At 54.5% G+C, this 25052-nt stretch carries 19 protein-coding genes, 2 tRNA genes and 2 other RNA genes; 9 read left to right on the top strand and 14 right to left on the bottom strand.

The features are described from left to right. Nucleotides 1-9 precede the first annotated feature (9 nt). From oppF to WFN61_RS13065, 6 genes are all read right to left on the bottom strand, one after another. A complete protein-coding gene (gene oppF, locus WFN61_RS13090; protein WP_257757830.1) occupies nucleotides 10-1014 on the bottom strand; it encodes a murein tripeptide/oligopeptide ABC transporter ATP binding protein OppF in 1005 nt (334 codons plus the stop codon). Further along, on the bottom strand, nucleotides 1011-2024 hold the full coding sequence (locus tag WFN61_RS13085; protein ID WP_144814804.1) for an ABC transporter ATP-binding protein: 1014 nt from the start codon (nucleotides 2022-2024) through the stop codon (nucleotides 1011-1013). The genes oppF and WFN61_RS13085 overlap by 4 nt, the downstream gene beginning before the upstream one ends. Before the next feature lie 12 nt (nucleotides 2025-2036). Beyond that, nucleotides 2037-2945, bottom strand: a complete 909-nt coding sequence (oppC, locus tag WFN61_RS13080; RefSeq protein ID WP_042394398.1) for an oligopeptide ABC transporter permease OppC — start codon at nucleotides 2943-2945, stop codon at nucleotides 2037-2039. Between the two features lie 14 nt (nucleotides 2946-2959). Next, nucleotides 2960-3880, bottom strand: a complete 921-nt coding sequence (gene oppB / locus WFN61_RS13075) for an oligopeptide ABC transporter permease OppB (protein WP_144814801.1) — start codon at nucleotides 3878-3880, stop codon at nucleotides 2960-2962. A 135-nt stretch (nucleotides 3881-4015) separates the two neighbouring features. Continuing rightward, nucleotides 4016-5650: an oligopeptide ABC transporter substrate-binding protein OppA gene (gene oppA / locus WFN61_RS13070; RefSeq protein ID WP_337038767.1), complete on the bottom strand. Its 1635-nt coding sequence runs from the start codon at nucleotides 5648-5650 to the stop codon at nucleotides 4016-4018. A 699-nt stretch (nucleotides 5651-6349) separates the two neighbouring features. Then, nucleotides 6350-6997 (bottom strand): YchE family NAAT transporter, encoded by a 648-nt coding sequence (locus tag WFN61_RS13065; RefSeq protein ID WP_337038766.1) that lies wholly within the window; start codon nucleotides 6995-6997, stop codon nucleotides 6350-6352. Nucleotides 6998-7484: 487 nt separating this feature from the next. Between WFN61_RS13065 and adhE the strand changes: the two genes are divergently transcribed. Continuing rightward, nucleotides 7485-10166, top strand: a complete 2682-nt coding sequence (gene adhE, locus WFN61_RS13060) for a bifunctional acetaldehyde-CoA/alcohol dehydrogenase (RefSeq protein WP_257757833.1) — start codon at nucleotides 7485-7487, stop codon at nucleotides 10164-10166. Nucleotides 10167-10252: 86 nt separating this feature from the next. Here adhE and tdk read toward each other — a convergent pair whose 3' ends face one another. Further along, on the bottom strand, nucleotides 10253-10867 hold the full coding sequence (tdk, locus tag WFN61_RS13055) for a thymidine kinase (RefSeq protein WP_144814789.1): 615 nt from the start codon (nucleotides 10865-10867) through the stop codon (nucleotides 10253-10255). A 578-nt stretch (nucleotides 10868-11445) separates the two neighbouring features. On the opposite strand from tdk, the gene hns reads away from it, so the two are divergent. Further along, nucleotides 11446-11859, top strand: coding sequence for a histone-like nucleoid-structuring protein H-NS (hns, locus tag WFN61_RS13050; RefSeq protein ID WP_103820001.1), 414 nt, complete (start codon nucleotides 11446-11448; stop codon nucleotides 11857-11859). Between the two features lie 173 nt (nucleotides 11860-12032). Here the strand turns inward: hns and galU are convergent, their stop codons facing one another. Then, the gene (galU, locus tag WFN61_RS13045; RefSeq protein WP_144814786.1) at nucleotides 12033-12941 is read right to left on the bottom strand and encodes a UTP--glucose-1-phosphate uridylyltransferase GalU; all 909 of its coding nucleotides are present in this window, start codon (nucleotides 12939-12941) and stop codon (nucleotides 12033-12035) included. A 198-nt stretch (nucleotides 12942-13139) separates the two neighbouring features. After that, complete coding sequence (rssB, locus tag WFN61_RS13040; protein ID WP_144814783.1) at nucleotides 13140-14153, bottom strand: two-component system response regulator RssB; 1014 nt, start codon at nucleotides 14151-14153, stop codon at nucleotides 13140-13142. Between the two features lie 498 nt (nucleotides 14154-14651). Here rssB and WFN61_RS13035 point away from each other — a divergent pair, with 498 nt between their 5' ends. From WFN61_RS13035 to WFN61_RS13010, 6 genes are all read left to right on the top strand, one after another. Further along, a complete protein-coding gene (locus WFN61_RS13035) occupies nucleotides 14652-15110 on the top strand; it encodes a YchJ family protein (protein ID WP_144814781.1) in 459 nt (152 codons plus the stop codon). A gap of 45 nt (nucleotides 15111-15155) precedes the next feature. Beyond that, nucleotides 15156-15998 (top strand): formyltetrahydrofolate deformylase, encoded by an 843-nt coding sequence (gene purU, locus WFN61_RS13030; protein WP_042394430.1) that lies wholly within the window; start codon nucleotides 15156-15158, stop codon nucleotides 15996-15998. Nucleotides 15999-16155: 157 nt separating this feature from the next. Beyond that, nucleotides 16156-16240 (top strand) — tRNA-Tyr (locus WFN61_RS13025). A 44-nt stretch (nucleotides 16241-16284) separates the two neighbouring features. Continuing rightward, nucleotides 16285-16417: non-coding RNA, RtT sRNA (locus WFN61_RS13020), on the top strand. Nucleotides 16418-16442: 25 nt separating this feature from the next. Then, nucleotides 16443-16527: transfer RNA gene (locus WFN61_RS13015), tRNA-Tyr, on the top strand. A gap of 44 nt (nucleotides 16528-16571) precedes the next feature. Continuing rightward, a non-coding RNA gene (locus tag WFN61_RS13010) (RtT sRNA) lies at nucleotides 16572-16703 on the top strand. A 180-nt stretch (nucleotides 16704-16883) separates the two neighbouring features. Here the strand turns inward: WFN61_RS13010 and WFN61_RS13005 are convergent. Beyond that, nucleotides 16884-17327 carry an Lrp/AsnC family transcriptional regulator gene (locus WFN61_RS13005; RefSeq protein WP_144814778.1) on the bottom strand — a complete coding sequence of 148 codons (444 nt, stop codon included), beginning with the start codon at nucleotides 17325-17327 and terminating at the stop codon, nucleotides 16884-16886. Between the two features lie 107 nt (nucleotides 17328-17434). Here WFN61_RS13005 and WFN61_RS13000 point away from each other — a divergent pair, with 107 nt between their 5' ends. Further along, a complete protein-coding gene (locus WFN61_RS13000; RefSeq protein WP_312778349.1) occupies nucleotides 17435-18334 on the top strand; it encodes a DMT family transporter in 900 nt (299 codons plus the stop codon). Here WFN61_RS13000 and narI read toward each other — a convergent pair. Genes narI through WFN61_RS12980 form a run of 4 tightly spaced genes read right to left on the bottom strand, consistent with a single transcriptional unit; the run spans nucleotide 18331 to nucleotide 24990 of the window. Next, complete coding sequence (gene narI / locus WFN61_RS12995; protein WP_144814770.1) at nucleotides 18331-19008, bottom strand: respiratory nitrate reductase subunit gamma; 678 nt, start codon at nucleotides 19006-19008, stop codon at nucleotides 18331-18333. The two genes, WFN61_RS13000 and narI, sit on opposite strands and share 4 nt — an antisense overlap. Further along, a complete protein-coding gene (narJ, locus tag WFN61_RS12990; RefSeq protein WP_337038764.1) occupies nucleotides 19008-19718 on the bottom strand; it encodes a nitrate reductase molybdenum cofactor assembly chaperone in 711 nt (236 codons plus the stop codon). Before narJ ends, narI begins: the two co-directional genes overlap by 1 nt. Continuing rightward, on the bottom strand, nucleotides 19715-21250 hold the full coding sequence (narH, locus tag WFN61_RS12985) for a nitrate reductase subunit beta (RefSeq protein WP_337038763.1): 1536 nt from the start codon (nucleotides 21248-21250) through the stop codon (nucleotides 19715-19717). Before narH ends, narJ begins: the two co-directional genes overlap by 4 nt. Further along, on the bottom strand, nucleotides 21247-24990 hold the full coding sequence (locus WFN61_RS12980) for a nitrate reductase subunit alpha (protein ID WP_312235312.1): 3744 nt from the start codon (nucleotides 24988-24990) through the stop codon (nucleotides 21247-21249). The genes narH and WFN61_RS12980 overlap by 4 nt, the downstream gene beginning before the upstream one ends. Nucleotides 24991-25052 lie beyond the last annotated feature (62 nt).

Genomic DNA, 25052 nt, shown 5'->3' with positions numbered 1-25052 from the left:
CCTGCGGGATTATAGCGGGTCAACCTTAAGACAGGAAACGGCGTGGCGGAAGCTGCCCTCCAGTACCGGACGCGTCTGGGCGCACTCCGGCCCGGCAATCGGGCAGCGGGTGCGGAACACGCAGCCTGACGGCGGGTTGATAGGCGACGGCAGCTCCCCTTCCAGCAGCTGGATCTGTTTGTTCTTCTCCAGATCCGGATCGGGAACCGGCACGGCCGACATCAGCGCTTTGGTATAGGGGTGCAGCGGATTGTTGTAAACCTCGTCATAGGTTCCCAGCTCTACCGCATGGCCCAGATACATCACCAGCACGCGATCGGAGATGTGCTTCACCACCGCCAGGTCATGAGCGATAAAGATCAGCGACAGGCCCATCTCGCGCTGTAACTTCTGCAGCAGGTTTACCACCTGCGCCTGAATCGACACGTCCAGCGCGGAGACCGGCTCGTCACAGATGATCAGCTTCGGCTCAAGGATCAGCGCCCGGGCGATGCCGATACGCTGGCACTGGCCGCCAGAGAACTCGTGCGGGTAGCGGTTGATCAGGTTAGGCAGCAGGCCAACTTTCATCATCATCGCTTTTACCCGGTCACGTACTTCCTGGCGCGGCATGTTCGGATGGTAGGTGCGCAGCGGCTCGGCAATGATATCGCCGATATTCATTCGCGGGTTCAGCGAAGCCAGCGGATCCTGAAAAATCATCTGGATATCGCTGCGCACGTCGCGCCATTCGTCCGGCTTCATCCCCAGCAGATCTCTGCCCAGCCAGGCGACCTTACCGTCGGTGGCTTTCACGAGGCCGATAATGGCGCGGGCAAAGGTTGATTTGCCGCAGCCAGACTCGCCTACCACGCCCAGTGTCTCCCCTTCGTAGAGGCGCAGGGTGACGCCGTCAACCGCCTTCAGGGTCTTGGCTGGCTGCCAGAACCACTGCTTGCCATCTTTGATATCGAAATGCACTTTCAGGTCGGCAATTTCGAGCAGAACTTTTCTCTCTTCGGTCTGGGTAGTCATACCAGCTCCTCCACCGGCTTAAAGCAGGCGCGCAGGCGGCCTGGGGCAAACTCCTCCAGCGGCGGCGCAGTGTTACAAATTTCCATCGCGTACGGGCAGCGCGGCTGGAACGGGCAGCCTTTCGGCAGCCGCAGCAGGTTCGGCGGGTTCCCCGGGATGGTCAGCAGAGACTCCCCTTCCGCATCCAGACGCGGTACGGCGTTCAGCAGGCCAATCGAGTACGGGTGCGCAGGCTGATAGAAGACGTTGCGCGCGGCACCGTACTCCATAGTACGGCCTGCATACATCACCAGCACCTTATCGCAGATACCCGCCACGACGCCGAGGTCATGGGTGATCATAATGATGGCGGTATTAAACTCACGCTTCAGCTCGTTGAGCAGGGTCATGATCTGTGCCTGCACGGTCACGTCCAGCGCGGTGGTTGGCTCATCGGCGATCAGCAGCTTCGGACGGCACATCAGCGCCATCGCGATCATCACGCGCTGGCGCATCCCGCCGGAGAACTCGTGGGGATACATGCGCATGCGCTTACGCGCTTCCGGCATTTTCACCGCATCAAGCATCTTCACCGACTCTTCAAACGCTTCGGCTTTGCCCATGCCTTTGTGCAGCATCAGCACTTCCATCAGCTGCTCGCCGACGCGCATGTACGGGTTCAGCGAGGTCATCGGATCCTGGAATATCATCGAGATCTGCTCGGCACGCAGCCGGTTCAGCTCGCGCTCCGGCAGGTTGAGGATCTCTCTGCCGTTGAATTTTGCCGACCCGCCGATCACGCCGTTGGTGGCCAGCAGGCCCATCAGCGCAAACGCCGTCTGCGATTTACCCGAGCCGGATTCACCCACGATCCCGAGAGTCTCCCCGGCGCTTAGGCTAAAGTTGAGGTCGTTAACCGCCGTCACGTCCCCATCCGGCGTTTTAAAGGTTACCCGCAGGTCTTTGACATCCAGCAGAACGTTAGATTGCTGCTGTGCCACCGACGGCGATGAGGTTTCAATAATGCTCATTAACAGCACTCCTTAACGATCTTTCGGGTCGAGGGCATCACGCAGGCCATCGCCGATAAAGTTAAAACAAAACAGGGTCACGACCAGGAACACCGCCGGGAAGAGCAGCAGCCACGGGGATACTTCCATCGAGTTTGCGCCATCGCTGAGCAGCGCGCCCCAGCTGCTGAGCGGCTCCTGGGTACCAAGGCCAAGGAAGCTCAGGAAGGACTCAAACAGGATCATGCTCGGCACCAGCAGCGAGGCATACACCACCACCACGCCCAGCACGTTCGGTACGATATGGCGCACTACAATGCTGGCCGTCGATACGCCGCCGACCTGCGCCGCTTCGATAAACTCTTTGCGCTTCAGGCTCAGCGTCTGGCCGCGCACGATACGCGCCATGTCGAGCCAGGAGACCATCCCGATTGCCACAAAGATCAGCAGGATGTTTTGACCAAAGAAGGTCACCAGCAGGATCACAAAGAACATGAACGGGAAGGAGTTGAGGATCTCCAGCAGGCGCATCATGACCGAGTCGACTTTGCCGCCAAGGTAACCGGAGAGCGATCCGTAGAGCGTGCCGACGATGACCGCCACCAGCGCCGCGGCGATGCCGACCATCAGAGAGATACGGCCGCCGATAGCCACGCGCACCAGCAGGTCACGCCCTGAGGAGTCGGTGCCAAAGTAGTGGCCAGACGCCATATCCGGCGCGTTGGACATCATGCCCCAGTCGGTATCGAAATAGGTAAACTGCGACAGCAGCGGGGCAAAGGCGACGAACAGGGCGATCAGCACCAGTACGGCAAGGCTGGTTACCGCAGCGCGGTTGTGCATAAAGCGGCGACGCGCGTCCTGCCACAGGCTACGCCCTTCGACCTCCAGTTTCTCACTGAAGTTTTCCAGCGCCTCGCTGTTTTTCTTACTTAACATCATGGCGTACCCCAGCGTTAGTAACGGATTTTCGGATCGATAACGGCATAGAGCACGTCCACGATCGCGTTAAACAAAATAGTCAGCGTGCCGACCAGAATGGTCAGGCTCAGCACCAGGGAGTAGTCGCGGTTCAGCGCGCCGTTAACAAACAGCTGGCCGATACCCGGCAGACCGTAGATGGTTTCGATAACCATCGAGCCAGTGATGATGCCGACAAACGCAGGGCCCATATAGGAGAGAACCGGCAGCAGCGCGGGCTTCAGGGCGTGGCGCATGATGATCCGGCGCAGGGGCAGGCCTTTGGCGCGGGCGGTACGGATGAAGTTAGAGTGCAGCACTTCAATCATTGACCCACGGGTAATACGCGCAATGCTGGCGATATAGGCCAGAGAGAGCGCCACCATCGGCAGGATCATAAATTTCGGTGCCCCACCGTTCCAGCCGCCGCCTGGCAGCCACTTCAGGGTGATAGCGAAAATAAGCACCAATAGCGGCGCAACCACGAAGCTTGGGATCACTACCCCGGTCATCGCAAACCCCATGACCGTATAGTCCCACTTTGTATTCTGGTTAAGCGCTGCGATAACGCCTGCCGCAACGCCAAGCACCACGGCGAGGAAAAAGGCAGCCGCGCCTAATTTCGCCGACACCGGGAAGCTGGACGCCACCAGATCGTTGACCGAATAGTCTTTATATTTAAATGACGGCCCGAAATCACCGTGCGCCAGCTGTTTCAGATAGCTGAAATACTGGGTCATGATCGGATCGTTTAAGTGATATTTCGCTTCAATGTTCGCCATCACTTCCGGCGGCAGCGCGCGCTCGCTGGTAAAAGGACTACCCGGCGCAAGACGCATCATAAAGAAGGAGATCGTAATAAGAATCAGGAGCGTCGGAATTGCTTCCAGACAGCGACGTAAAATAAATTTCAACATTGCCCGTACCTTCTGGCCTGTGCCTTATACACGTGACGTAAGCACGCCTGTGTATGCAGTGCGATAAAATAAGACACGATGGGGCAGTGCGACGCCGCGTCTTAGCACGGTTACGCCCTGCCCCACATATTGCCATTAATGTTTGATAACGTAGAGATCTTTACCGTAGACGTTATCCATTGGGTCTTTACCGGTATAACCGCCAACCCACGGCTTCACCAGACGCGCGTTCACGTAGTAGTAAACTGGAACGATCGCCGAGTCTTTGCCCAGCTGCTGTTCAGCCTGATCGTACAGCTCGCTGCGTTTCGCATCGTCGCTGGCTTTCACGGCATCGGCCATGATGCGGTCAAACGCCTCGCTCTTATAGTGCGCGGTGTTCATTGAGCTGCCGGAGAGCATGGTGTTCAGGAACGAGGTCGGCTCGTTATAGTCTGCACACCAGCCGGCACGGGCCACGTCGAAGTTACCCTGATGACGGGTATCAAGGAAGGTTTTCCACTCCTGGTTCACCAGCTTGACGTTCACGCCGAGGTTTTTCTGCCAGATTGAAGCGGCAGCGATAGCCAGCTTCTTGTGCAGATCGGAGGTGTTGTACAGCAGGTTAAAGGTCAGCGGCTTGTCTTTAGTATAGCCCGCTTCTGCCAGCAGTTTTTTCGCCTCTTCGTTGCGTTTTTCCTGCGTCCAGCCAAACCACTCTGGCTTGGTCAGCTTCGCACCGTCGGCGTACGGCGGGGTATAGCCATAGGCAGGCAGATCGCCCTGCGCTTTCACTTTGTTAGCAATGATGTCGCGATCCAGGCCCAGCTTCAGCGCGGTACGGATGCGAGCGTCGGTAAACGGTGCTTTCTGGTTGTTGATTTCGTAGTAGTAAGTACACAGATACGGGTCAACGTGAACTTCCTGCGGGATCTCTTTTTTCAGCTTCTGGAAAAGCTCGATCGGCAGGTTGTTATAGGTCATGTCAATCTCGCCGCTGCGGTAGCGGTTTACATCCGTCACTTCGGAGGAGATTGGCAGATAGGTAATTTGATCGAGAACGGTTTTGCCGTTATTCCAGTAGTTGGTGTTACGCACCATCACAATACGTTCGTTCACCACCCAGTCCTGCAGTTTAAACGCACCGTTGGAGACGATATTTGCTGGCTGAGTCCACTTTTCGCCAAATTTTTCGATGGCGGTTTTATTTACCGGGGACATTGCCGGGTTAACCAGCAGCTTATAGAAGTAAGGTACCGGTTCGCTCAGGGTCACTTCCAGCGTATGGTCATCAATTGCCTTAACGCCCAGCTCGCTCGGCTTCATTTTACCGTCGATGATCGCATCAACGTTTACGATATGGCCATATTGCGGATAGCTTGCATAAGGCGAGGCGGTATTTGGATCCACCAGGCGCTGCCAGCTATAGACGAAATCCTGGGCGGTCACAGGTTCACCGTTGGACCACTTAGCGTCTTTACGCAGATGGAAGGTCCAGACTTTGAAATCTTTATTGTCCCAGGATTCAGCAACGCCCGGAACAGGGTGGCCGTCAACCGGAGAGGTAATCAGCAGGCCTTCAAAGAGATCGCGGCTGACGTTGGATTCTGGTACCCCTTCGATCTTATTTGGATCGAGCGACTGCGGCTCGGCACCGTTATTTCGGATCAGGGTTTGCTTCTCTGCCAGTTGAACACCTGCAGGTACATCTGCCGCCATGGCAACGTTACCCGCGATTAGCGCAGTCAAAATCCCTGCCGCTACCAAGCTTTTTTTTGTGATGATGGACATTGTGTTGGTACTCCACTCATTATAATTACTGGCTTTTGTGCCAGCCTGTTTTATACCCCCCCGTAGGGGTTCCTTTACGGCGCAGGAGCTTTTGCATCCGCAAGGTTTTACTGCTTGCTATCACCGACTTTTATTATTACTGGCTGCTCATGGCGGCAGCCTGGCGTCGATTTTTTACCGCCTCCCCTGTTAGAGGCGTCTCTTATATCCGACGAGGATCATATTTGAAAATGATTCTCATCTGCATCTATTCTGCTGCAAATAGTGGCCCGGAAAGTATCAAATGCATTTATCGTCCGCCAATACAATTTGCAAATTTGTTAAGCAATTCTCTTTTACACGATTCGGCAGAGTCTGGTTGAATCTCAGTCTGATTGTTTTTTACACAAAAACGTAACAAGCGAGCATTTTCTAGCACATTCATCTGCGTGGATGATTAATTTACTAATATCATTTCGATAATCCCACAGCAAGCCCCAGCGTATCATGTGAGTAAAATAACAGGTGGAAAGCGGTAAATGTAAGCAAACGTGACAAGGAAAGGAATTTAACCTGCTGATCGCTAACGATTTAATTCTGCCAGCGTGATTTATTATGATTGCGCTGCTTTTCAACATTAGTTATATGTTTTACTAATAATGATGAAAAGAAACGGAGCAGGATGCTCCGTTCAGGATGGCATTTTTCGAGTGAAAGCAATCAGTGCATTAAGCCGGGGAAAATGGCTTTGATTCCGGTAACGATAAATTCAATACCCAGCGCCATCAGCAACAGGCCCATGATACGGGTAATGACGTTAATGCCGGTCTGGCCCAATAAACGAACCAGCCACGGCGCAATACGAAACAGCCCCCAGCAGCAGAGCGCAAACAGGGCAATGGCGATGGAAAAACAGAGCAGATGGGGCCAACTGTGAAAACGTGTTCCCCAGACAATGGTGGAGCTGATGGCCCCCGGCCCCGCCATGAGCGGCAGCGCGAGTGGTACTACCCCAATGCTTTCACGAATCGCCGTCTCTGACTTCTCCTGTTTGTTCTGCTTATCTTCCCCCAGCTTGCCGCTAATCATCGACATCGCAATTGTCACCACCAGGATGCCCCCGGCAATACGGAAGGAGTCAATAGAGAAGCCAAACAGTTGCAGGATGGTGCTGCCCAGAAAGAGCGAGGTGAGCAGAATAATGGCCACCGAGACGCTGGCCGTCAGGTTGGTTTTGTTTCTTGCTGCCGCTGTCTGGTAACTGGTCATGCTGATGAATACAGGGATAATCCCGACCGGGTTAACCAACGCAAAGAGACCAATGAAAAACTTCAGGTAGGTCGGAAAATCAAACAACGACTGGATCACGGTAAACTCCGCAAAGAATCAACGCCGAAGGCAAAATTTTAGCCATAAAAAAAACCATGCTAAAGATACGCCTAATATCAGCATACTTCACCAGAAATATTCACAAAAACGGGTGAGATAACGTATGTTATTTAATTGTAGAAAGTATGATAGCTTATTTCTACTCCATCCCTGAAATTATTAACATTTGATACAAATGAATAAAAAGAGTCTGCTGAAAGGTGTCAGCTTCGCCTATTTTTGATCTGGATCACGTAATCACTACTCAGAAGTGAGTAACCTTGTTTACGCCGCCAGGGAGAAAAAAAGTATCAAACGGTATGATGCTGAGGCGAGGCTCTTTTAGTAAATCATGGGTGCAGGTGTCGTTGATAAGTTCTTGTTTTTGAAACGGTAATGCAGGCTGCCACGGGTCTTACTATACTGTTGTGTTGATCCGTTGAGCAACTGATTTACTAAAAGAGTTTAACATTATCAGGAGATCATTATGGCCGTTACTAACGTCGCTGAACTTAACGCACTCGTTGAACGCGTGAAAAAAGCCCAGCGTGAATATGCCAACTTTTCTCAAGAACAAGTTGATAAAATCTTCCGTGCCGCCGCTCTGGCTGCCGCCGATGCGCGAATCCCTCTCGCTAAGCTGGCCGTTGCAGAATCCGGTATGGGTATTGTGGAAGATAAAGTGATTAAAAACCACTTCGCTTCTGAATATATCTATAACGCATACAAAGATGAGAAGACCTGCGGTGTGCTTTCTACTGACGACACCTTTGGTACCATCACTATCGCTGAACCTATCGGTATTATCTGCGGTATTGTTCCGACCACTAACCCAACCTCTACCGCTATCTTTAAGTCGCTGATTAGCCTCAAGACCCGCAACGCGATTATCTTCTCTCCACACCCGCGTGCAAAAGATGCAACCAACAAAGCCGCCGATATCGTTCTGCAGGCCGCTATCGCAGCGGGCGCACCGAAAGATCTGATTGGCTGGATCGACCAACCTTCCGTAGAGCTGTCTAATGCCCTGATGCACCACCCGGATATCAACCTGATCCTCGCGACCGGTGGTCCTGGCATGGTAAAAGCGGCGTACAGCTCCGGTAAACCGGCTATCGGCGTAGGTGCAGGTAACACCCCGGTGGTGATCGACGAAACCGCCGATATCAAACGTGCAGTCGCCTCTGTACTGATGTCAAAAACCTTTGATAACGGCGTTATCTGTGCTTCCGAGCAGTCTGTCGTAGTCGTTGATTCCGTCTATGACAGCGTGCGTGAACGTTTCGCCAGCCATGGCGGCTACATGCTGCAGGGCCAGGAGCTGAAAGCCGTTCAGGATATCATCCTGAAAAACGGCGCGCTGAACGCGGCCATTGTAGGTCAGCCAGCGGTTAAAATTGCTGAACTGGCGGGCTTCACCGTTCCGTCCAGCACCAAAATCCTGATTGGCGAAGTCACCAACGTCGATGAGAGCGAGCCGTTTGCGCACGAAAAACTCTCTCCGACGCTGGCAATGTACCGCGCGAAAGATTTCGAAGACGCCGTCGTTAAGGCGGAAAAACTGGTTGCCATGGGCGGGATCGGCCACACCTCCTGTCTCTATACTGACCAGGACAACCAGCCGGAGCGCGTGGCTTTCTTCGGCGAGAAGATGAAAACCGCCCGTATTCTGATCAACACCCCGGCCTCTCAGGGTGGTATCGGCGACCTGTACAACTTCAAACTTGCCCCGTCCCTGACCCTGGGCTGCGGCTCATGGGGTGGTAACTCCATCTCTGAAAACGTCGGTCCGAAGCACCTGATCAACAAGAAAACCGTTGCTAAGCGAGCTGAAAACATGCTGTGGCATAAACTTCCGAAATCAATCTACTTCCGCCGTGGCTCCCTGCCCATCGCGCTGGATGAAGTGATTACCGATGGTCACAAACGCGCGCTGATCGTCACCGACCGTTTCCTGTTTAACAACGGCTATGCGGACCAGATCACCTCCGTGCTGAAAGCATCTGGCGTTGAAACAGAAGTGTTCTTTGAAGTTGAAGCGGATCCGACCCTGACCATCGTCCGTAAGGGCGCTGAGCTGGCCAACTCCTTCAAGCCTGACGTGATCATCGCCCTGGGCGGCGGTTCCCCGATGGACGCAGCAAAAATCATGTGGGTTATGTACGAACACCCGGAAACCCACTTCGAAGAGCTGGCGCTGCGCTTTATGGATATCCGTAAACGTATCTACAAGTTCCCGAAAATGGGCGTGAAAGCAAAAATGATTGCTATCACCACCACCTCCGGTACTGGCTCTGAAGTGACGCCGTTTGCGGTCGTAACCGACGATGCCACCGGCCAGAAATACCCGCTGGCTGACTACGCCCTGACCCCGGATATGGCGATTGTCGATGCCAACCTGGTAATGGATATGCCGAAATCCCTGTGCGCCTTTGGCGGCCTGGATGCGGTGACCCACGCGCTGGAAGCCTATGTATCGGTACTGGCCTCTGAATTCTCTGATGGTCAGGCTCTGCAGGCGCTTAAGCTGCTGAAAGAGTACCTGCCTGCCTCTTACCACGAAGGGTCGAAAAACCCGGTTGCCCGCGAACGCGTGCACGGTGCGGCAACCATCGCCGGGATTGCGTTTGCTAACGCCTTCCTCGGGGTCTGTCACTCCATGGCGCACAAGCTTGGCTCACAGTTCCATATTCCACACGGCCTGGCCAACGCCCTGCTGATTGGTAACGTTATCCGCTATAACGCCAACGATAACCCAACCAAACAGACCGCCTTCAGCCAGTACGACCGTCCGCAGGCTCGCCGTCGCTACGCAGAGATTGCCGACCACCTGGGCCTGAGCGCACCGGGCGATCGCACCGCAGCGAAGATTGAGAAACTGCTGGGATGGCTGGACAGCCTGAAAGCCGAACTGGGTATTCCGAAATCTATCCGCGAAGCAGGCGTGCAGGAAGCTGACTTCCTTGCACACGTTGATAAGCTGTCTGAAGACGCTTTCGATGACCAGTGCACCGGCGCTAACCCGCGCTACCCGCTGATCGCCGAGCTGAAACAGATCCTGCTGGATACCTACTACGGTCGTGAATACAAAGAAGGCGACGCTGCACCTGCACAGGTTGAGGTTGCTGTACCGGTAAAAGCCGATAAAAAAGTGAAAAAACCCGCTTAATTTTTCGTGCTAACAAAAACCCGCCTCTCGGCGGGTTTTTTTATGGCCTCAGCGGCGCGCTGGGCCTTTTTGCGGCTTATCGGTACCTACCCACGCACACGGCGCTGAATCGCTGTCAGAGAGCCTTCTACAAGCGCCTCTTTATAATGTTTGCGACACACTGAGACATAGCGCTCGTTGCCGCCAATAACCACCTGCTCTCCCTCATTATAGGGACGCCCATCCTGATCGAGACGTAACACCATACTGGCCTTACGGCCACAGAAACAGATGGTTTTTAACTCGACCAGCTTATCTGACCACGCCAGCAAATAGAGGCTGCCGGTAAATAGCTCGCCGCGGAAATCGGTTCGTAGCCCATAGCACAGCACAGGAATATCAAGCTTATCGACAATTTCAGAGAGCGCATACACCTGCTCACGCGTTAAAAACTGGCTCTCATCCACCAGCACGCAGTGGACTGGCTCCTGCGCATGCTCATCGCGGATCTCATCAAACAGCGAAGTGTTTTGGTTGAATAATTTTGCCGGTGAAGAGAGGCCGATACGTGAGCTGACTTTTCCACTACCGAAACGGTTATCAATTTCAGCTGTGTAGACCAGCGAGCGCATCCCCCTTTCCTGGTAATTGTAGGAAGACTGCAAAAGCGCCGTTGATTTGCCGGCGTTCATTGCCGAATAGTAGAAATATAGCTGTGCCATTGGTCTGGAGACCCCAATCAAGATGTAATTTTAACGGTGCGGATTGTAACATAATTTGCGCAGTTAACATGCGTCAGGACGGCAGTGACTCTGTTAATGGTAATCCTTACATCTTGCCGTGATATACACATTTTATAACATTTATGAACGCCATAACTCTGGATGCCTGACTGAAAGATTGGCGCTTTATCTCTATGCTGCATGGTGCGTAGGCTTTTGGCTTTGTGGATTTCTAACTTAGGTTACAGAAAGTATTAGTAATTTAAGCTCAGCAGGCTTATGTCAGACTAATAAGAAAGGTTGATATTTATCCATCTCAGCTATAGTACCGCGAGGATTAATCGAAAATGCGCGATTACAATTCTTCGTTAATCTAACCCCGAACAGACCAGGGGTAATGCATTGGATAACCATTGCAGGGCCGGTCCACGGCAGAAAAATTTAAGATAGCGGAATTAATAAAACCAAAAAATAATGGGTAATTTTGAATTCCTTACATTGGCGGGTATTGCACAACTCAAATTATCGCTCTATTATTAGCTCAACAAACCACCCATTATAAGTTTGAGATTACTACAATGAGCGAAGCACTTAAAATTCTGAACAACATCCGTACTCTTCGTGCACAGGCAAGAGAATGCACTCTCGAAACGCTCGAAGAAATGCTGGAAAAATTAGAAGTTGTTGTTAACGAGCGTCGTGAAGAAGATAACGCTGCCGCAGCTGAAATTGAAGAACGTACGCGTAAACTGCAGCAGTATCGTGAAATGCTGATTGCTGACGGTATTGACCCGAACGAACTGCTGAACAGCATGGCAGCCGCAAAAGTCGGTACTAAAGCTAAGCGTGCAGCACGCCCGGCTAAATATAGCTACGTTGACGAAAATGGCGAAACTAAAACCTGGACCGGCCAGGGCCGTACACCAGCAGTTATTAAGAAAGCCATGGACGAGCAAGGCAAACAGCTGGAAGACTTCCTGATCAAGGAATAATCCCTCGTCTGATGCAAAAAATCCCGCCACGGCGGGATTTTTTATTGCTGCTAACGCAACGTCTGCATTGACGCTTGTTGCCACTTAGAAACAACCAGCAATAAAAAAGCCGGAGATAGTCCGTACGTAACGGTGATATCTCCGGCCTGAGTCAGACGGCGTTCAGAAAGGCCTTACTTCGTAAGACCCATCTCATTTTCCAGCCAGCTTTTAAATTCTTCACCCAGCGTGTTATGACGAATACCGTATTCGACAAACGCTTGCATATAGCCCAGCTTATTGCCGCAGTCATGGCTTTTACCTTTCATATGGTAAGCCTCAACGGTCTCTTTCTCGATAAGCATATCGATACCGTCGGTCAGCTGGATCTCATCCCCTGCTCCCGGAGGTGTTTTCGCCAGCAGAGGCCAGATTTCAGCGCTCAGGACGTAACGGCCCACGACGGCGAGGTTAGAAGGTGCAACGTCAGCCTTAGGCTTCTCAACCACGCCAACCATTGGCACGCTTTCACCCGGCTTCAAATCCGCGCCTTTACAGTCTACAACGCCGTAAGCGGTAACGTCTTCTACAGGCTCAACCATAATCTGGCTGCAGCCGGTTTCATCGAAGCGTTTGATCATTTCAGCCAGGTTATCCTGGGAGAGATCGGATTCATATTCATCAAGAATAACGTCGGGCAGAATAACGGCAACGGGCTCATCACCTACAACCGGATGCGCGCACAGTACCGCGTGGCCTAAACCTTTAGCCAGACCCTGACGCACCTGCATAATAGTTACGTGCGGCGGGCAAATAGACTGTACCTCTTCCAGCAGCTGGCGCTTAACGCGTTTTTCCAGCATGGCTTCCAGCTCAAAGCTGGTGTCGAAGTGGTTTTCGATGGAGTTTTTAGATGAGTGAGTAACTAAAACGATTTCCGTAATACCCGCCGCAATACATTCATTTACGACGTATTGAATTAAGGGTTTATCAACCAGCGGCAGCATCTCTTTTGGGATAGCCTTCGTGGCGGGCAGCATCCGGGTACCTAATCCTGCGACCGGGATAACTGCTTTTGTTACTTTTGAATTAACGGCAGCCATTTAAAATCTCCTGGACTGTTCAAACTAGAACACGTTCGTCAATGAATAGTGCATTGAGTATATCAGTATCAAACTGTGAGCCTGGTCTGAATTGAACTCATTGACCTGTAATTAAGACAATTACCTATAAGACTATCCTGATGGTAGCACCCGGCTCGTTTTTGCGGTAAAGCAAAATGGTTAGCCCGGTGCGATCGCTCATTCCGCAGACAACATTAAGCGCAAACGTCCGCCCATTCCCCACACCTGACACTGCCAGTCTTCACAGCGCTGGCTTATTTGATTTAAGTAAGCATTCCCCAGCGTGCCTAACGGCACCCCGCTGTTTATCTGCACCTGCTGCTCGCTGGTATTCAGCGTTGCGTTAAGGCCGGCGGAGACTAATATCAAATTTTTGTGTTCGCTGTGGTAATAACCCACCAGCAGAGGAAACTGGCCGGGTAAATTGGCCTGGCGCAGTAATTGATTAACCTGCTTTAAGAGTGCACCCAGTTCAGGTAGGCGTTGACGTTGCTGAGAGAGCTGCTCTTGCAGCAAGCCATTGAAGAGTGCACGTAATAACAGTGCGGCTAAGACACCGTTATCGCCAGCGCGTGTCACATCCAGACAATAAAAGGCGAGGTCGTGATCGGAGAGTGGCGCAATATCTAATACCAGGCCGGGCTGATCGGCGGCAACAAGCTGACGATAATTAACCCGGCACTGGGACATGACCTGCTGAACGGGAGGCTGTAATTCCTGCAGCAGCTTTGCAGCTGCACGCGGATCGCTTACTAACGCATCCCAATCCTGAAAGAGCCGCTCCTCTTCCTCTACCCGGGAATTAAACATGTTGGGATAGAGGCAGGCCAATACGGTTTCCCGCAGGCGAGCAAAATCTTTTACCGGCTTGAGCAACACATCCTGCACGCCGAGACGAAGCGCCTTGGCAATGTCAGCCATATTCTCGGTTGCCGAAATCACGAGGATCGGCGTTTGATCGCCTTCGTTGCGCAGATGCTCCACCAACTTAAGGCCGTTCATCCGCGGCATTGCGATATCACAGATCATCAGATCTGGTTTGACCCTGGCAAACATCTCCAGTGCTTCCACTCCGTCACCCGCGAGGGTGGTGGATGCCCCAAGAGACAAAAGCCAGGAGTCCAGCAGTGAGCGGAAAACGGGTTCGTCTTCAACGATTAACATATGTTTTCCGGCCAATGGCTGCGTCATGTTCTCTCCCCTGCCTTACGATAGTTCAATAGTGGCACGCTATTGCAACTACCGCCTGTCAGATTTTGCTTCAAAAAGCGAAAAACCAAGTACTCAAACATTTTATGTGCACCAAGTGGTTACAATTCGCCCAGTACCCTCTCTCGTCCTGCTGAAAGACAGCAGTACGCGCTGCCGCACACCAGGCCGGCAGAAAAACAGGACAAATAGGTTTCATCAGGATCAAAGGCCCATCTGGCGCGTTATGGCAGTGATATACCATGCGTAAGTGACTGAACCAGAAACGTCGTGATGCCAAAACATTGCGGCGGTTAAACGCCTCTCTCAGCGCTGCCCGCCACTCGCCTATGCCGAAACGTACTAAATTTTTGACCTTATGACCAGCACTGGAGAATATATCCTCTCCTAAACCCTGCTGGCATAGCGTCATCGTCATCGCTCAGTTAACATAGTGCTGTAAAGGCGCATCTGCGCTCTCATTTATTCAGGATACCTATTTTGTCAAACCGTTGTCCCTGCGGTAGCGCACTGGAGTATAGCCTATGTTGCCAGCCTTATCTGTCTGGAAAAGTGATTGCGTCCAATCCTGGCCTTCTGATGCGCTCGCGTTATACGGCGTTTGTGGAAAAGTGTGCTGACTATCTGATCCAAACCTGGCATCCCTCCTGTGAGGCTGCGACGTTCCGCCAGGAGATCGAAGCCGGCTTTGCCGGAACCGAGTGGTTGGGCCTGACGCTCTTTGAAGAGAGTGAAGGCAGCCATAGTGGTGAAGGGTTCGTCAGTTTTGTAGCTCGCTTTCGTGAGAGCGGCAAAACGGGCGCAATTATCGAGCGCTCCAGGTTCTTAAAAGAAAACGGCCAATGGTATTATATTGATGGCACGCGGCCCCAGTTTGGCCGTAACGATCCCTGCCCTTGTGGCTCGGGCAAAAAATTTAAAAAGTGCTGCGGGCAATAAACCCAGCGGTACCTCATAGCAAACACGTCAAGGATTTACCCGGCAATGCATTCACTACAACGAAAAGTTCTGCGTACTATCTGTCCCGATCAAAAAGGGCTGATCGCACGCATCACCAATATTTGCTACAAGCACGAACTGAACATTGTGCAGAACAATGAGTTTGTCGATCACCGTACCGGGCGCTTCTTTATGCGTACTGAGCTGGAAGGCATCTTTAACGATGCGACCCTGCTGGCCGATCTCGACAGCGCCCTGCCTGATGGTTCCGTGCGGGAGCTAACTCCTGCCGGACGTCGCCGCATCGTGATTCTGGTGACCAAAGAGGCCCACTGCCTGGGCGATCTGCTGATGAAGGCCAACTATGGCGGTCTCGACGTAGAGATTGCGGCGGTTATTGGCAACCATGACACGCTGCGCACGCTGGTAGAGCGTTTTGATATTCCTTTCGAGCTGGTAAGTCATGAAGGGCTGACCCGAGAAGATCACGACGAGAAGATGGCTCAGGCGATTGAAGCCTACGATCCAGACTATGTGGTGCTGGCGAAATATATGCGTGTGCTGACGCCCACCTTTGTTGCTCGCTTCCCGAATAAGATCATTAATATTCACCACTCATTCTTACCGGCGTTTATTGGTGCCCGTCCGTATCACCAGGCTTACGAGCGCGGCGTGAAGATCATCGGTGCGACTGCGCATTATGTGAATGATAATCTGGACGAGGGTCCGATTATTATGCAGGACGTTATTCACGTCGATCACACCTACACCGCCGAAGATATGATGCGCGCGGGTCGCGACGTTGAGAAGAACGTGCTCAGCCGGGCGCTGTACGAAGTTCTGGGGCAGCGGGTATTTGTCTACGGCAACCGAACGATTATCCTGTAAGCGGCTGATGAAATGAATTGCTTAGCAATAATGCGTTACGCATAAAAAGCATGCAAACGGTTCATTTCTTTAAAAGGAATGCTTTACAGCGGCGCGTCATTTGATATGATGCGCCCCGCTTCCCAAGGGAAGCAGGCCATTACCAGCATTACCCCGTGGTGGGGTTCCCGAGCGGCCAAAGGGAGCAGACTGTAAATCTGCCGTCATCGACTTCGAAGGTTCGAATCCTTCCCCCACCACCATTATTCACCACAGCAGTGTGGTAAACCTGATGAGTTAAGCTGACGTATGCACTTATCGGGGAAGGGTAAGAACCTTCGACTAAGGTTCGACTCGAGCGACAGCGAGACAACGTTGCCTTCAGGCAACGGCCCGAAGGGTGAGGAGGGAAGCGACGAATAATCCTTCCCCCACCACCATCTCTACAAACAAGATATTACCCCTGGTGGGGTTCCCGAGCGGCCAAAGGGAGCAGACTGTAAATCTGCCGTCATCGACTTCGAAGGTTCGAATCCTTCCCCCACCACCATCTTCTTATAAAGCACCCCAGTTAAATCAAACCTCATAGCCGCATACCATTCCGTACCGGGAAGGATGAGAAGCTTCGACCAAGGTTCGATTCGAGCGATAGCGAGAAAGCGTTGCCGCAGGCAACGACCCGAAGGGCGAGGTGCGAAGCACCGAGTAATCCTTCCCCCACCACCGGTCTCCCTGGTGGCGCTGCGCTTACCAGGGCTACACGATCGGAGCACCCTGTGGATGTAGCAACGTAGGCCGGGTCAGGCGAAGCCGCCACCCGGCGTTGTACTCCGCTGCATGAGAGATCTCCCTGGTGGCGCTGCGCTTACCGGGGCTACACGACCGAGCCACATCACTTCACCAACATCATATCGGCGGCAGACGGCGCTTTACCGGCGAGCTTTTAACAATAGCGGTGTTGCTTTGGGCATACTCTGCCAGCCCGTCCAGCAGCTCATCCAGTTGCTCTATTGAGCGCACGACCAGACGCATTACGAAACAATCCTCCCCCGTCACCTTATCGCACTCAATACATTCGGGAATGGCCTGGATCATTTTATCAACCTTATGCAGCATGCCTGGCATAGGTCGGACACGGACCAGCGCCTGTAGCGTATAGCCCATCGCGGCAAGGTTAACGTGTGCCCCATATCCCTGAATCACGCCACGCTCTTCAAGGCGCTTTACTCTTTCCGCCGTGCTGGGAGAGGTCAACCCAACCCGAGCGCTTAGCATTTTTAGCGACATGCGCGCATCTTCTGCCAGACAGCCTACGATCTGGCGGTCAATATCATCGATCAGGTAATCCATAAACTTCACCTAATTTATAAAAGTTAACTGCGTCAACCACCTTATAAAGGTTATATCAAATCCCTCTTACTTTTCTGATAATAGGGTATCAAAACGAGGAGGTCGATATGCGCGATATTCAAAAAGGCGTCTGGCAGATGAGCCTGGCGATGCTAATTTCTGGCTCTATCGGTGCCTTTGTTTTACTTTCCGGCCTACCGGTAACGGAAGTTGTCTTCTGGCGCTGTGTCATCGGTGCTATTGCGCTCTATATCTTTATCCGCCTCAGCAAGCAGCCTTTCAGCCGTTTAACCCGCGTTACCCTGACCCTCGCCATCCTCGGCGGCGTGGCGCTGGTTATTAACTGGCTGCTGCTGTTCGCTGCCTACGAGCGCGTCTCTATTGGGCTGGCAACCGTGGTCTACAACACACAGCCCTTTATGCTGGTGCTGATGGGCATGCTGTTTGGTGAGCGGGTTAGTCTGGTAAAATGGGGCTGGCTGGTTCTCGCTTTTGTCGGCGTGGTAGTCTTGCTCTCCAGCGAGCTCATGCAGGGCCATGCCGCCGGCTGGCTAGCGGGGATTGCGCTGGCGCTGGGCGCAGCGTTCTTCTATGCACTCACCGCGATGGTTACACGCAAGCTGCGCCCTATTCCGCCACAGCATATTGCTTTTATTCAGGTGCTTACGGGCGTGGTAATACTGCTGCCGCTAGCGCATATGCCGGTTTTCTCCCGCGAGTTCCCCTGGGGAATACTGTTGACCCTTGGCATCGTTCACACCGGCATCATGTATCAGCTGCTTTACAGCGCGATTCAGAAACTGCCTACCCCAATTATTGGATCGCTGTCGTTTATCTATCCGGTGGTGGCGATTGTGGTGGATAATCTGGCCTTTGGCCACACGCTTAGCGTCACGCAGCTGGCAGGCGGGGCGCTGATCCTTCTTGCGGCAGCGGGAAACAATCTTGGCTGGGGCGAAAAAAAACCTCGCCGTAGCGAGGTTGGAATTAAACAGGAAACTCATTAGCGACGGGCGCGTACCACCTGGTATTTGCGCGTCATGTACTCTACCGGCGCGCTCCAGATATGTACCAGCCGCGAGAACGGGAAGAGCAGGAACAGCGTCATCCCCAGCACCAGGTGCACGCGGAAAATGAACGCCACACCGTCGAGATGCTGCGATGCACCGCCATGGAAGGTGACAATTGACTGCGCCCAGCCTACCAGCTTCATCATTTCGCTCCCGTCCATATGCTGAGCTGAGAACGGGATCGTCAGCAGGCCCAGCGTGCACTGCACCATCAACAGAGTCAGGATCAGAATATCTGCTGTGGTGGTAGTGGCGCGCACGCGCGGGCTGAACAGGCGGCGCTTAAGCAGCAGCAGGCCGCCCACCAGCGTCATGATGCCGAATACCCCCCCGGCGATCATGGCCAGCTTCTGTTTGACGTCAATCGGCAGAAAGGATTCATACATCCAGTGCGGCGTGAGCATCCCCACCAGGTGACCGGCAAAGATCCCGATAATCCCGACGTGGAACAGGTTTGAGGCCAGGTTCATCCCTTTGCGATCCAGCATCTGGCTGGAGCCAGCTCGCCAGGTGTACTGCCCGTAGTCATAGCGCAGCCAGCTGCCGACGAGAAATACCGTGCCGGCAATATAGGGATAGATGTCGTAGAAGAACATATTAAGGAACTGCATTATTGCTGTCCTCCGGTTGAGATATTCAAATATTGCGGCGCCACCGCCCCGGCAAACCGGCGCTGATGGGAAGCGATCTCGGACTCACCGCAGCCCTGGTCGGCAAAGAACTTCACCTGCTCCTCTTCCCAGACGGCGTCCAGCGCCTGGGGAGTATCATCCCGGGCTTCACCGGCAATTTTCTCGCCGACCTTCTGCCGATCGACGTCGGTTTTGACTAGCCGCAGCAGCAGCTCAAACAGGCAGGCATAGCGGCTCTCGCGCTGTTGCAGACGGGCGTTAAGCAGGGCCAGAATCGGCGCGATATCCTCCAGGCCCTCCAGCGCGTCGTTCACCGGCAGCTGAGCCAGATATTCCAGATAGAGTGGGAGATGATCCGGCAGCTCACGGCGGTCGATAACCAGACCGTGGCGCTCATACTGCGCCAGCAGATCCACCATCGCCTGACCGCGATCGCGGGATTCACCATGCACATGCTCAAACAGCAGCAGCGAGGTCGCGCGACCGCGATCGAAAAGCTCGCTATAGGCCGCCTGGGCATCAAGCAGATCCTGACTCATCAGGTCACGAATGAAGATGACCAGCTGATGAGCATCCTTAAGCGACAGGTGCTCGCTCTCCGCCAGGGCATCAAACAGCTCCTGCTGATGCTGCCACAGGGCAGCATCCGGATACTCCAGCAGGCGTGAAATCACGACAAGTTCAATCATGGGCGCGGCTCCGTTTTTTTGGTCACATCAACGGCATCAATACGGCGGCTGTTAAACAGGTTGAACTTGGTGTCGCTGCCGTGGCAGCCGTCACCGAAGCTAAAGCCGCAGCCGTTACGTTCCGGGAATGCATCCCGCGCCAGCTCGCGGTGGCTGGAAGGAATAACGAAACGGTCTTCGTAGTTGGCAATCGCCAGATAACGATACATCTCTTGCGCCTGGGCTTCGCTTAAGCCCACCTCTTCCAGAGCGCGAATATCGTTAACGTTATCCACGGTCTCGGCACGCTTGTAGTGACGCATCGCCAGCATGCGTTTCAGCGCCAGCAGCACCGGCTGGGTATCTCCCGCCGTCAGCAGGTTAGCGAGATACTGTACCGGGATGCGCAGGCTTTCGACGTCCGGCAGGATGCCGTTGCTCCCTAGCTCGCCCGCGTCGGCCGCCGACTGGATCGGTGACAGAGGCGGCACGTACCAGACCATCGGCAGAGTGCGATACTCCGGGTGCAGCGGCAGGGCCAGCTTCCAGTCCATCGCCAGTTTCCAGACCGGTGACTTCTGCGCGGCGTCAATCACGCTCTGCGGCACGCCGTCCTTCAGCGCCTGCTCGATAACCGCCGGATCGTTCGGGTCGAGGAAGACGTCCAGCTGACGCTGGTAGAGATCTTTCTCGCTCTCCGTTGCCGCCGCGTTTTCAATGGCGTCCGCGTCATACAGCAGCACGCCCAGGTAGCGGATGCGCCCCACGCAGGTCTCGGAGCAGACGGTCGGCATCCCGGCCTCAATACGCGGATAACAGAAGATGCACTTCTCGGACTTGCCGCTCTTCCAGTTGAAGTAGATCTTTTTGTAGGGGCAGCCGGTAACGCACATCCGCCAGCCGCGGCACTTGTCCTGATCGATCAGCACAATGCCATCCTCTTCACGCTTGTAGATCGCGCCGCTCGGACAGGTCGCGACGCAGGCCGGGTTCAGGCAGTGCTCACACAGGCGCGGCAGGTACATCATGAAGGTGTTTTCAAACTGCCCGTACATCGCCTTCTGCATGTTTTCGAAGTTCTGGTCCTGACTGCGCTTCTCAAATTCGCCGCCGAGGATCTCTTCCCAGTTCGGACCGCTGACGATCTTATCCATCCGCTGACCGCTGATTTTCGACCGCGGACGGGCGATGGGCTGATGCTTGCCCTCCGGCGCGGTGTGCAGATGCTGATAGTCGTAGTCGAACGGCTCATAGTAGTCATCGATGCCCGGCAGATGTGGGTTGGCGAAGATTTTACCCAGCAGCGTGGCACGGTTCCCCATGCGCGGCTGCAGCTTGCCGTTCACTTTGCGGATCCAGCCGCCATTCCACTTCTCCTGATTCTCCCAGTCATCCGGGAAACCTACGCCAGGCTTGCTCTCAACGTTGTTGAACCAGGCATACTCCATCCCTTCCCGGCTGGTCCAGACGTTTTTACAGGTGACCGAGCAGGTATGACAGCCGATGCACTTGTCAAGGTTCAGCACCATGCCTACCTGTGAACGAATTTTCATTTTGCGCTCTCCTGTACCTGGTCGTTGTTTTCGCCATCTAACCAGTTAATGTTCTTCATCTTACGGACCACCACAAACTCATCGCGGTTGGAACCGACCGTGCCGTAGTAGTTAAAGCCGTACGCCAGCTGGGCGTAGCCGCCAATCATATGGGTCGGTTTTGGGCTGATGCGGGTGACCGAGTTGTGGATCCCGCCGCGCTGGCCGGTGATCTCCGAGCCAGGAATGTTCACGATACGCTCCTGGGCGTGGTACATCATGGTCATCCCAGCCGGCACGCGCTGGCTCACTACCGCCCTGGCGGTGAGCGCGCCGTTGCTGTTGAAGGCTTCGATCCAGTCGTTATCCTCTATGCCCAGCTCTTTGGCATCTACCTCGCTCATCCAGACGATCGGGCCGCCGCGTGACAGGGTTAGCATCAGCAGGTTGTCGCTGTAGGTCGAGTGGATCCCCCACTTCTGGTGCGGGGTAATGAAGTTCAGCGCCTTCTCTGGATTGCCGTTGGACTTCTCGCCCATCACCGCTTTCACCGAACGGGTGTCAATCGGCGGACGATAGACCAGCAGGCTCTCGCCAAAGTCGCGCATCCACGGGTGATCCTGATACAGCTGCTGGCGGCCGGAGAGCGTACGCCACGGGATCAGCTCGTGCACGTTGGTATAGCCGGCGTTGTAGGAGACATGCTCATCTTCAAGGCCGGACCAGGTCGGGCTGGAGATGATTTTGCGCGGCTGGGCCTGAATATCCCGGAAGCGGATCTTCTCCTCTTCTTTATTGGTCGCCAGATGGGTATGGTCGCGGCCGGTAAACTCGCTCAGCGCCGCCCAGGCTTTAACCGCCACGTGACCGTTGGTCTCCGGGGCGAGGGTCAGGATCATTTCCGCCGCATCGATGGCGGTATTGAGCATCGGCTGGCCTTTCGCCGGGCCTTCCGCCTTGGTGTAGTTCAGCTTGCGCAGCAGATCCATCTCGCTTTCGGTGTTCCACGCGATGCCCTTGCCGCCGTTGCCCACTTTATCCAGCAGCGGACCGATGGAGGTAAAGCGCTCAAAGGTCGCCGGGTAGTCGCGCTCAACCGGAATGATATGCGGTGCAGTTTTGCCGGGGATCAGGTCGCACTCGCCCTTTTTCCAATCCTTAACGTCCAGCGGCTGCGCCAGCTCGGCGGCGGAGTCGTGCTGGATAGGCAGAGTCACCACGTCAGTTTCGACGCCCAGATGGCCGATGCACACCTCGGAGAATTTCTTGGCAATGCCTTTATAGATCTCCCAGTCGCTTTTCGACTCCCAGGCGGGATCGACGGCGGCAGAGAGTGGATGAATAAACGGATGCATATCCGAGGTATTCATGTCGTCTTTCTCATACCAGGTCGCCGTCGGCAGGACGATATCGGAGTAGAGGCAGGTGCTCGACAGGCGGAAGTCGAGGGTGACCACCAGATCCAGCTTGCCGTCGAGGCCGTTATCATGCCACTCGACCTCTTCCGGCTTCACGCCGCCCTGCTCGCCCAGATCTTTACCCTGAATGCCGTTCTCGGTACCCAGCAGGTACTTCAGCATATACTCATGGCCTTTCCCGGAGGAGCCAAGCAGGTTAGAGCGCCAAATGAAGAGGTTGCGCGGATGGTTCTTGCCGTTCTCCGGCTGCTCGGCCGCAAAGCGGATTGTGCCCTCTTTCAGCGCCTTAACGGTGTAATCCACCGCCGACATGCCCGCTTTTTCTGCTTCCGCAGCGATGCGCAGCGGGTTGGTGCCCAGCTGCGGCGCGGAAGGCAGCCAGCCCATACGCTCAGCGCGGACGTTAAAGTCGAGCAGATGGCCGCTGTAGCGAGACTTATCCGCCAGCGGTGAAAGCAGCTCCTGCGCGGTCAGGGTTTCATAGCGCCACTGGCCGGAGTGGTTATAGAAGAAGGAGGTGCCGTTCATATGGCGAGGCGGACGCTGCCAGTCGAGGGCAAACGCCAGCGGCTGCCAGCCGGTCTGCGGACGCAGTTTCTCCTGGCCCACGTAGTGCGCCCAGCCGCCGCCGCTCTGACCGACGCAGCCGCAGAACACCAGCATGTTGATCAGGCCCCGGTAGTTCATGTCCATGTGGAACCAGTGGTTCAGACCCGCACCCACGATGATCATCGAACGGCCATGGGTCTTATCGGCGTTATCAGCAAATTCACGGGCAGTACGGATAATGTGCGCCCGCGGTACGCCGGTGATTTTTTCTGCCCACGCCGGGGTATACGCTTTCACTTCGTCATAGCTGGCGGCGGCGTTGACATCGCCCAGACCCCGGTCGAGACCGTAGTTAGCCATGGTCAGATCGTAAACGGTGGTGACCAGCGCGGTGCTGCCATCCGCCAGCTGCAGGCGTTTTACCGGCAGCTTGTGCAGAAGGATATTTTGCAGCTCTACGCGGTTGAAGTGTTCGGATCCTTCGTTGCCAAAGTACGGGAAACCCACCTCGGCGATATCATCGTGACCGCCGAGCAGGCTCAGGCGCAGCTCGGCGTCTGCCCCGCTGGTGCCGTCGCGCTGCTCAAGGTTCCACTTCCCTTTTTCGCCCCAGCGGAAACCGATAGAGCCGTTAGGTGCAATCAGCTCGCCGCTGTCATTGCAGGCCACGGTTTTCCACTCGGGATTGTTCTCCTGACCGAGGGCGTCCACCAGATCGGCGGCACGCAGCATGCGGCCTGCCGCATAGTAGCCGTCGCGCTCTTCGAGCATCACCAGCATCGGCATATCGGTATAGCGACGCACGTAGTCGGTAAAGTACTGGCTCGGCTTGTCGAGATGGAACTCACGCAGCATGACGTGACCCATTGCCATGGCCATTGCGGCGTCGGTGCCCTGCTTCGGCGCCAGCCACAGGTCGCATAGCTTGGCGATCTCGGCATAGTCCGGGGTAACGGCAACGGTTTTAGTGCCTTTATAGCGGACTTCAGTAAAGAAGTGGGCGTCCGGAGTACGGGTCTGCGGAACGTTAGAGCCCCAGGCGATAATGTAGCTGGAGTTGTACCAGTCGGCGGATTCCGGCACGTCGGTCTGCTCACCCCAGGTTTGCGGGGAGGCTGGCGGCAGGTCACAGTACCAATCGTAGAAGCTCAGGCAGGTGCCGCCGATCAGTGACAGGTAGCGCGCGCCGGAGGCATAGGAGACCATCGACATTGCCGGGATCGGCGAGAAGCCCGCCACGCGGTCTGGGCCGTAGGTTTTCACGGTGTAAACGTTAGAGGCAGCGATCAGCTCGTTGACCTCTTGCCACGAGGAGCGGACAAAGCCACCGCGACCGCGTGCCTGCTTGAAGCTTTTCGCCTTGTCGGCGTCTTCAATAATAGAAGCCCATGCCGCAACCGGATCGCTGTGTTGAACTTTCGCTTCACGCCACATTTTCATCAGGCGTTTGCGCATCAGAGGGTATTTCAGGCGGTTTGCGCTGTAGAGATACCAGGAGTAGCTGGCCCCACGCGGGCAGCCGCGCGGTTCATGGTTAGGCATATCTGGACGGGTACGTGGGTAGTCGGTCTGCTGGGTCTCCCAGGTAACCAGCCCGTTTTTGACGTAGATCTTCCAGCTGCAGGAGCCGGTGCAGTTTACGCCATGGGTAGAGCGCACGATTTTATCGTGCGACCAGCGGCTGCGGTATCCATCCTCCCAGTCCCGGTTTGTTTCATGGATCTGGCCATGCCCATCGGCAAAGGTTTCGCCCTTCTGTTTGAAGTAGCGAAACCGGTCCAGGAATTTACTCATCGGGTTTCTCCTGTGTGGAGCCTGCTGGCTCTCTGAAAAAGCGACATTGCTGCGAATGCGGC

Origin of the sequence: Pseudescherichia sp. AS216 (assembly GCF_037152055.1) — a bacterium.
Taxonomy (GTDB): domain Bacteria; phylum Pseudomonadota; class Gammaproteobacteria; order Enterobacterales; family Enterobacteriaceae; genus Pseudescherichia.
This window is presented reverse-complemented; position numbering and strand designations above follow the sequence as displayed.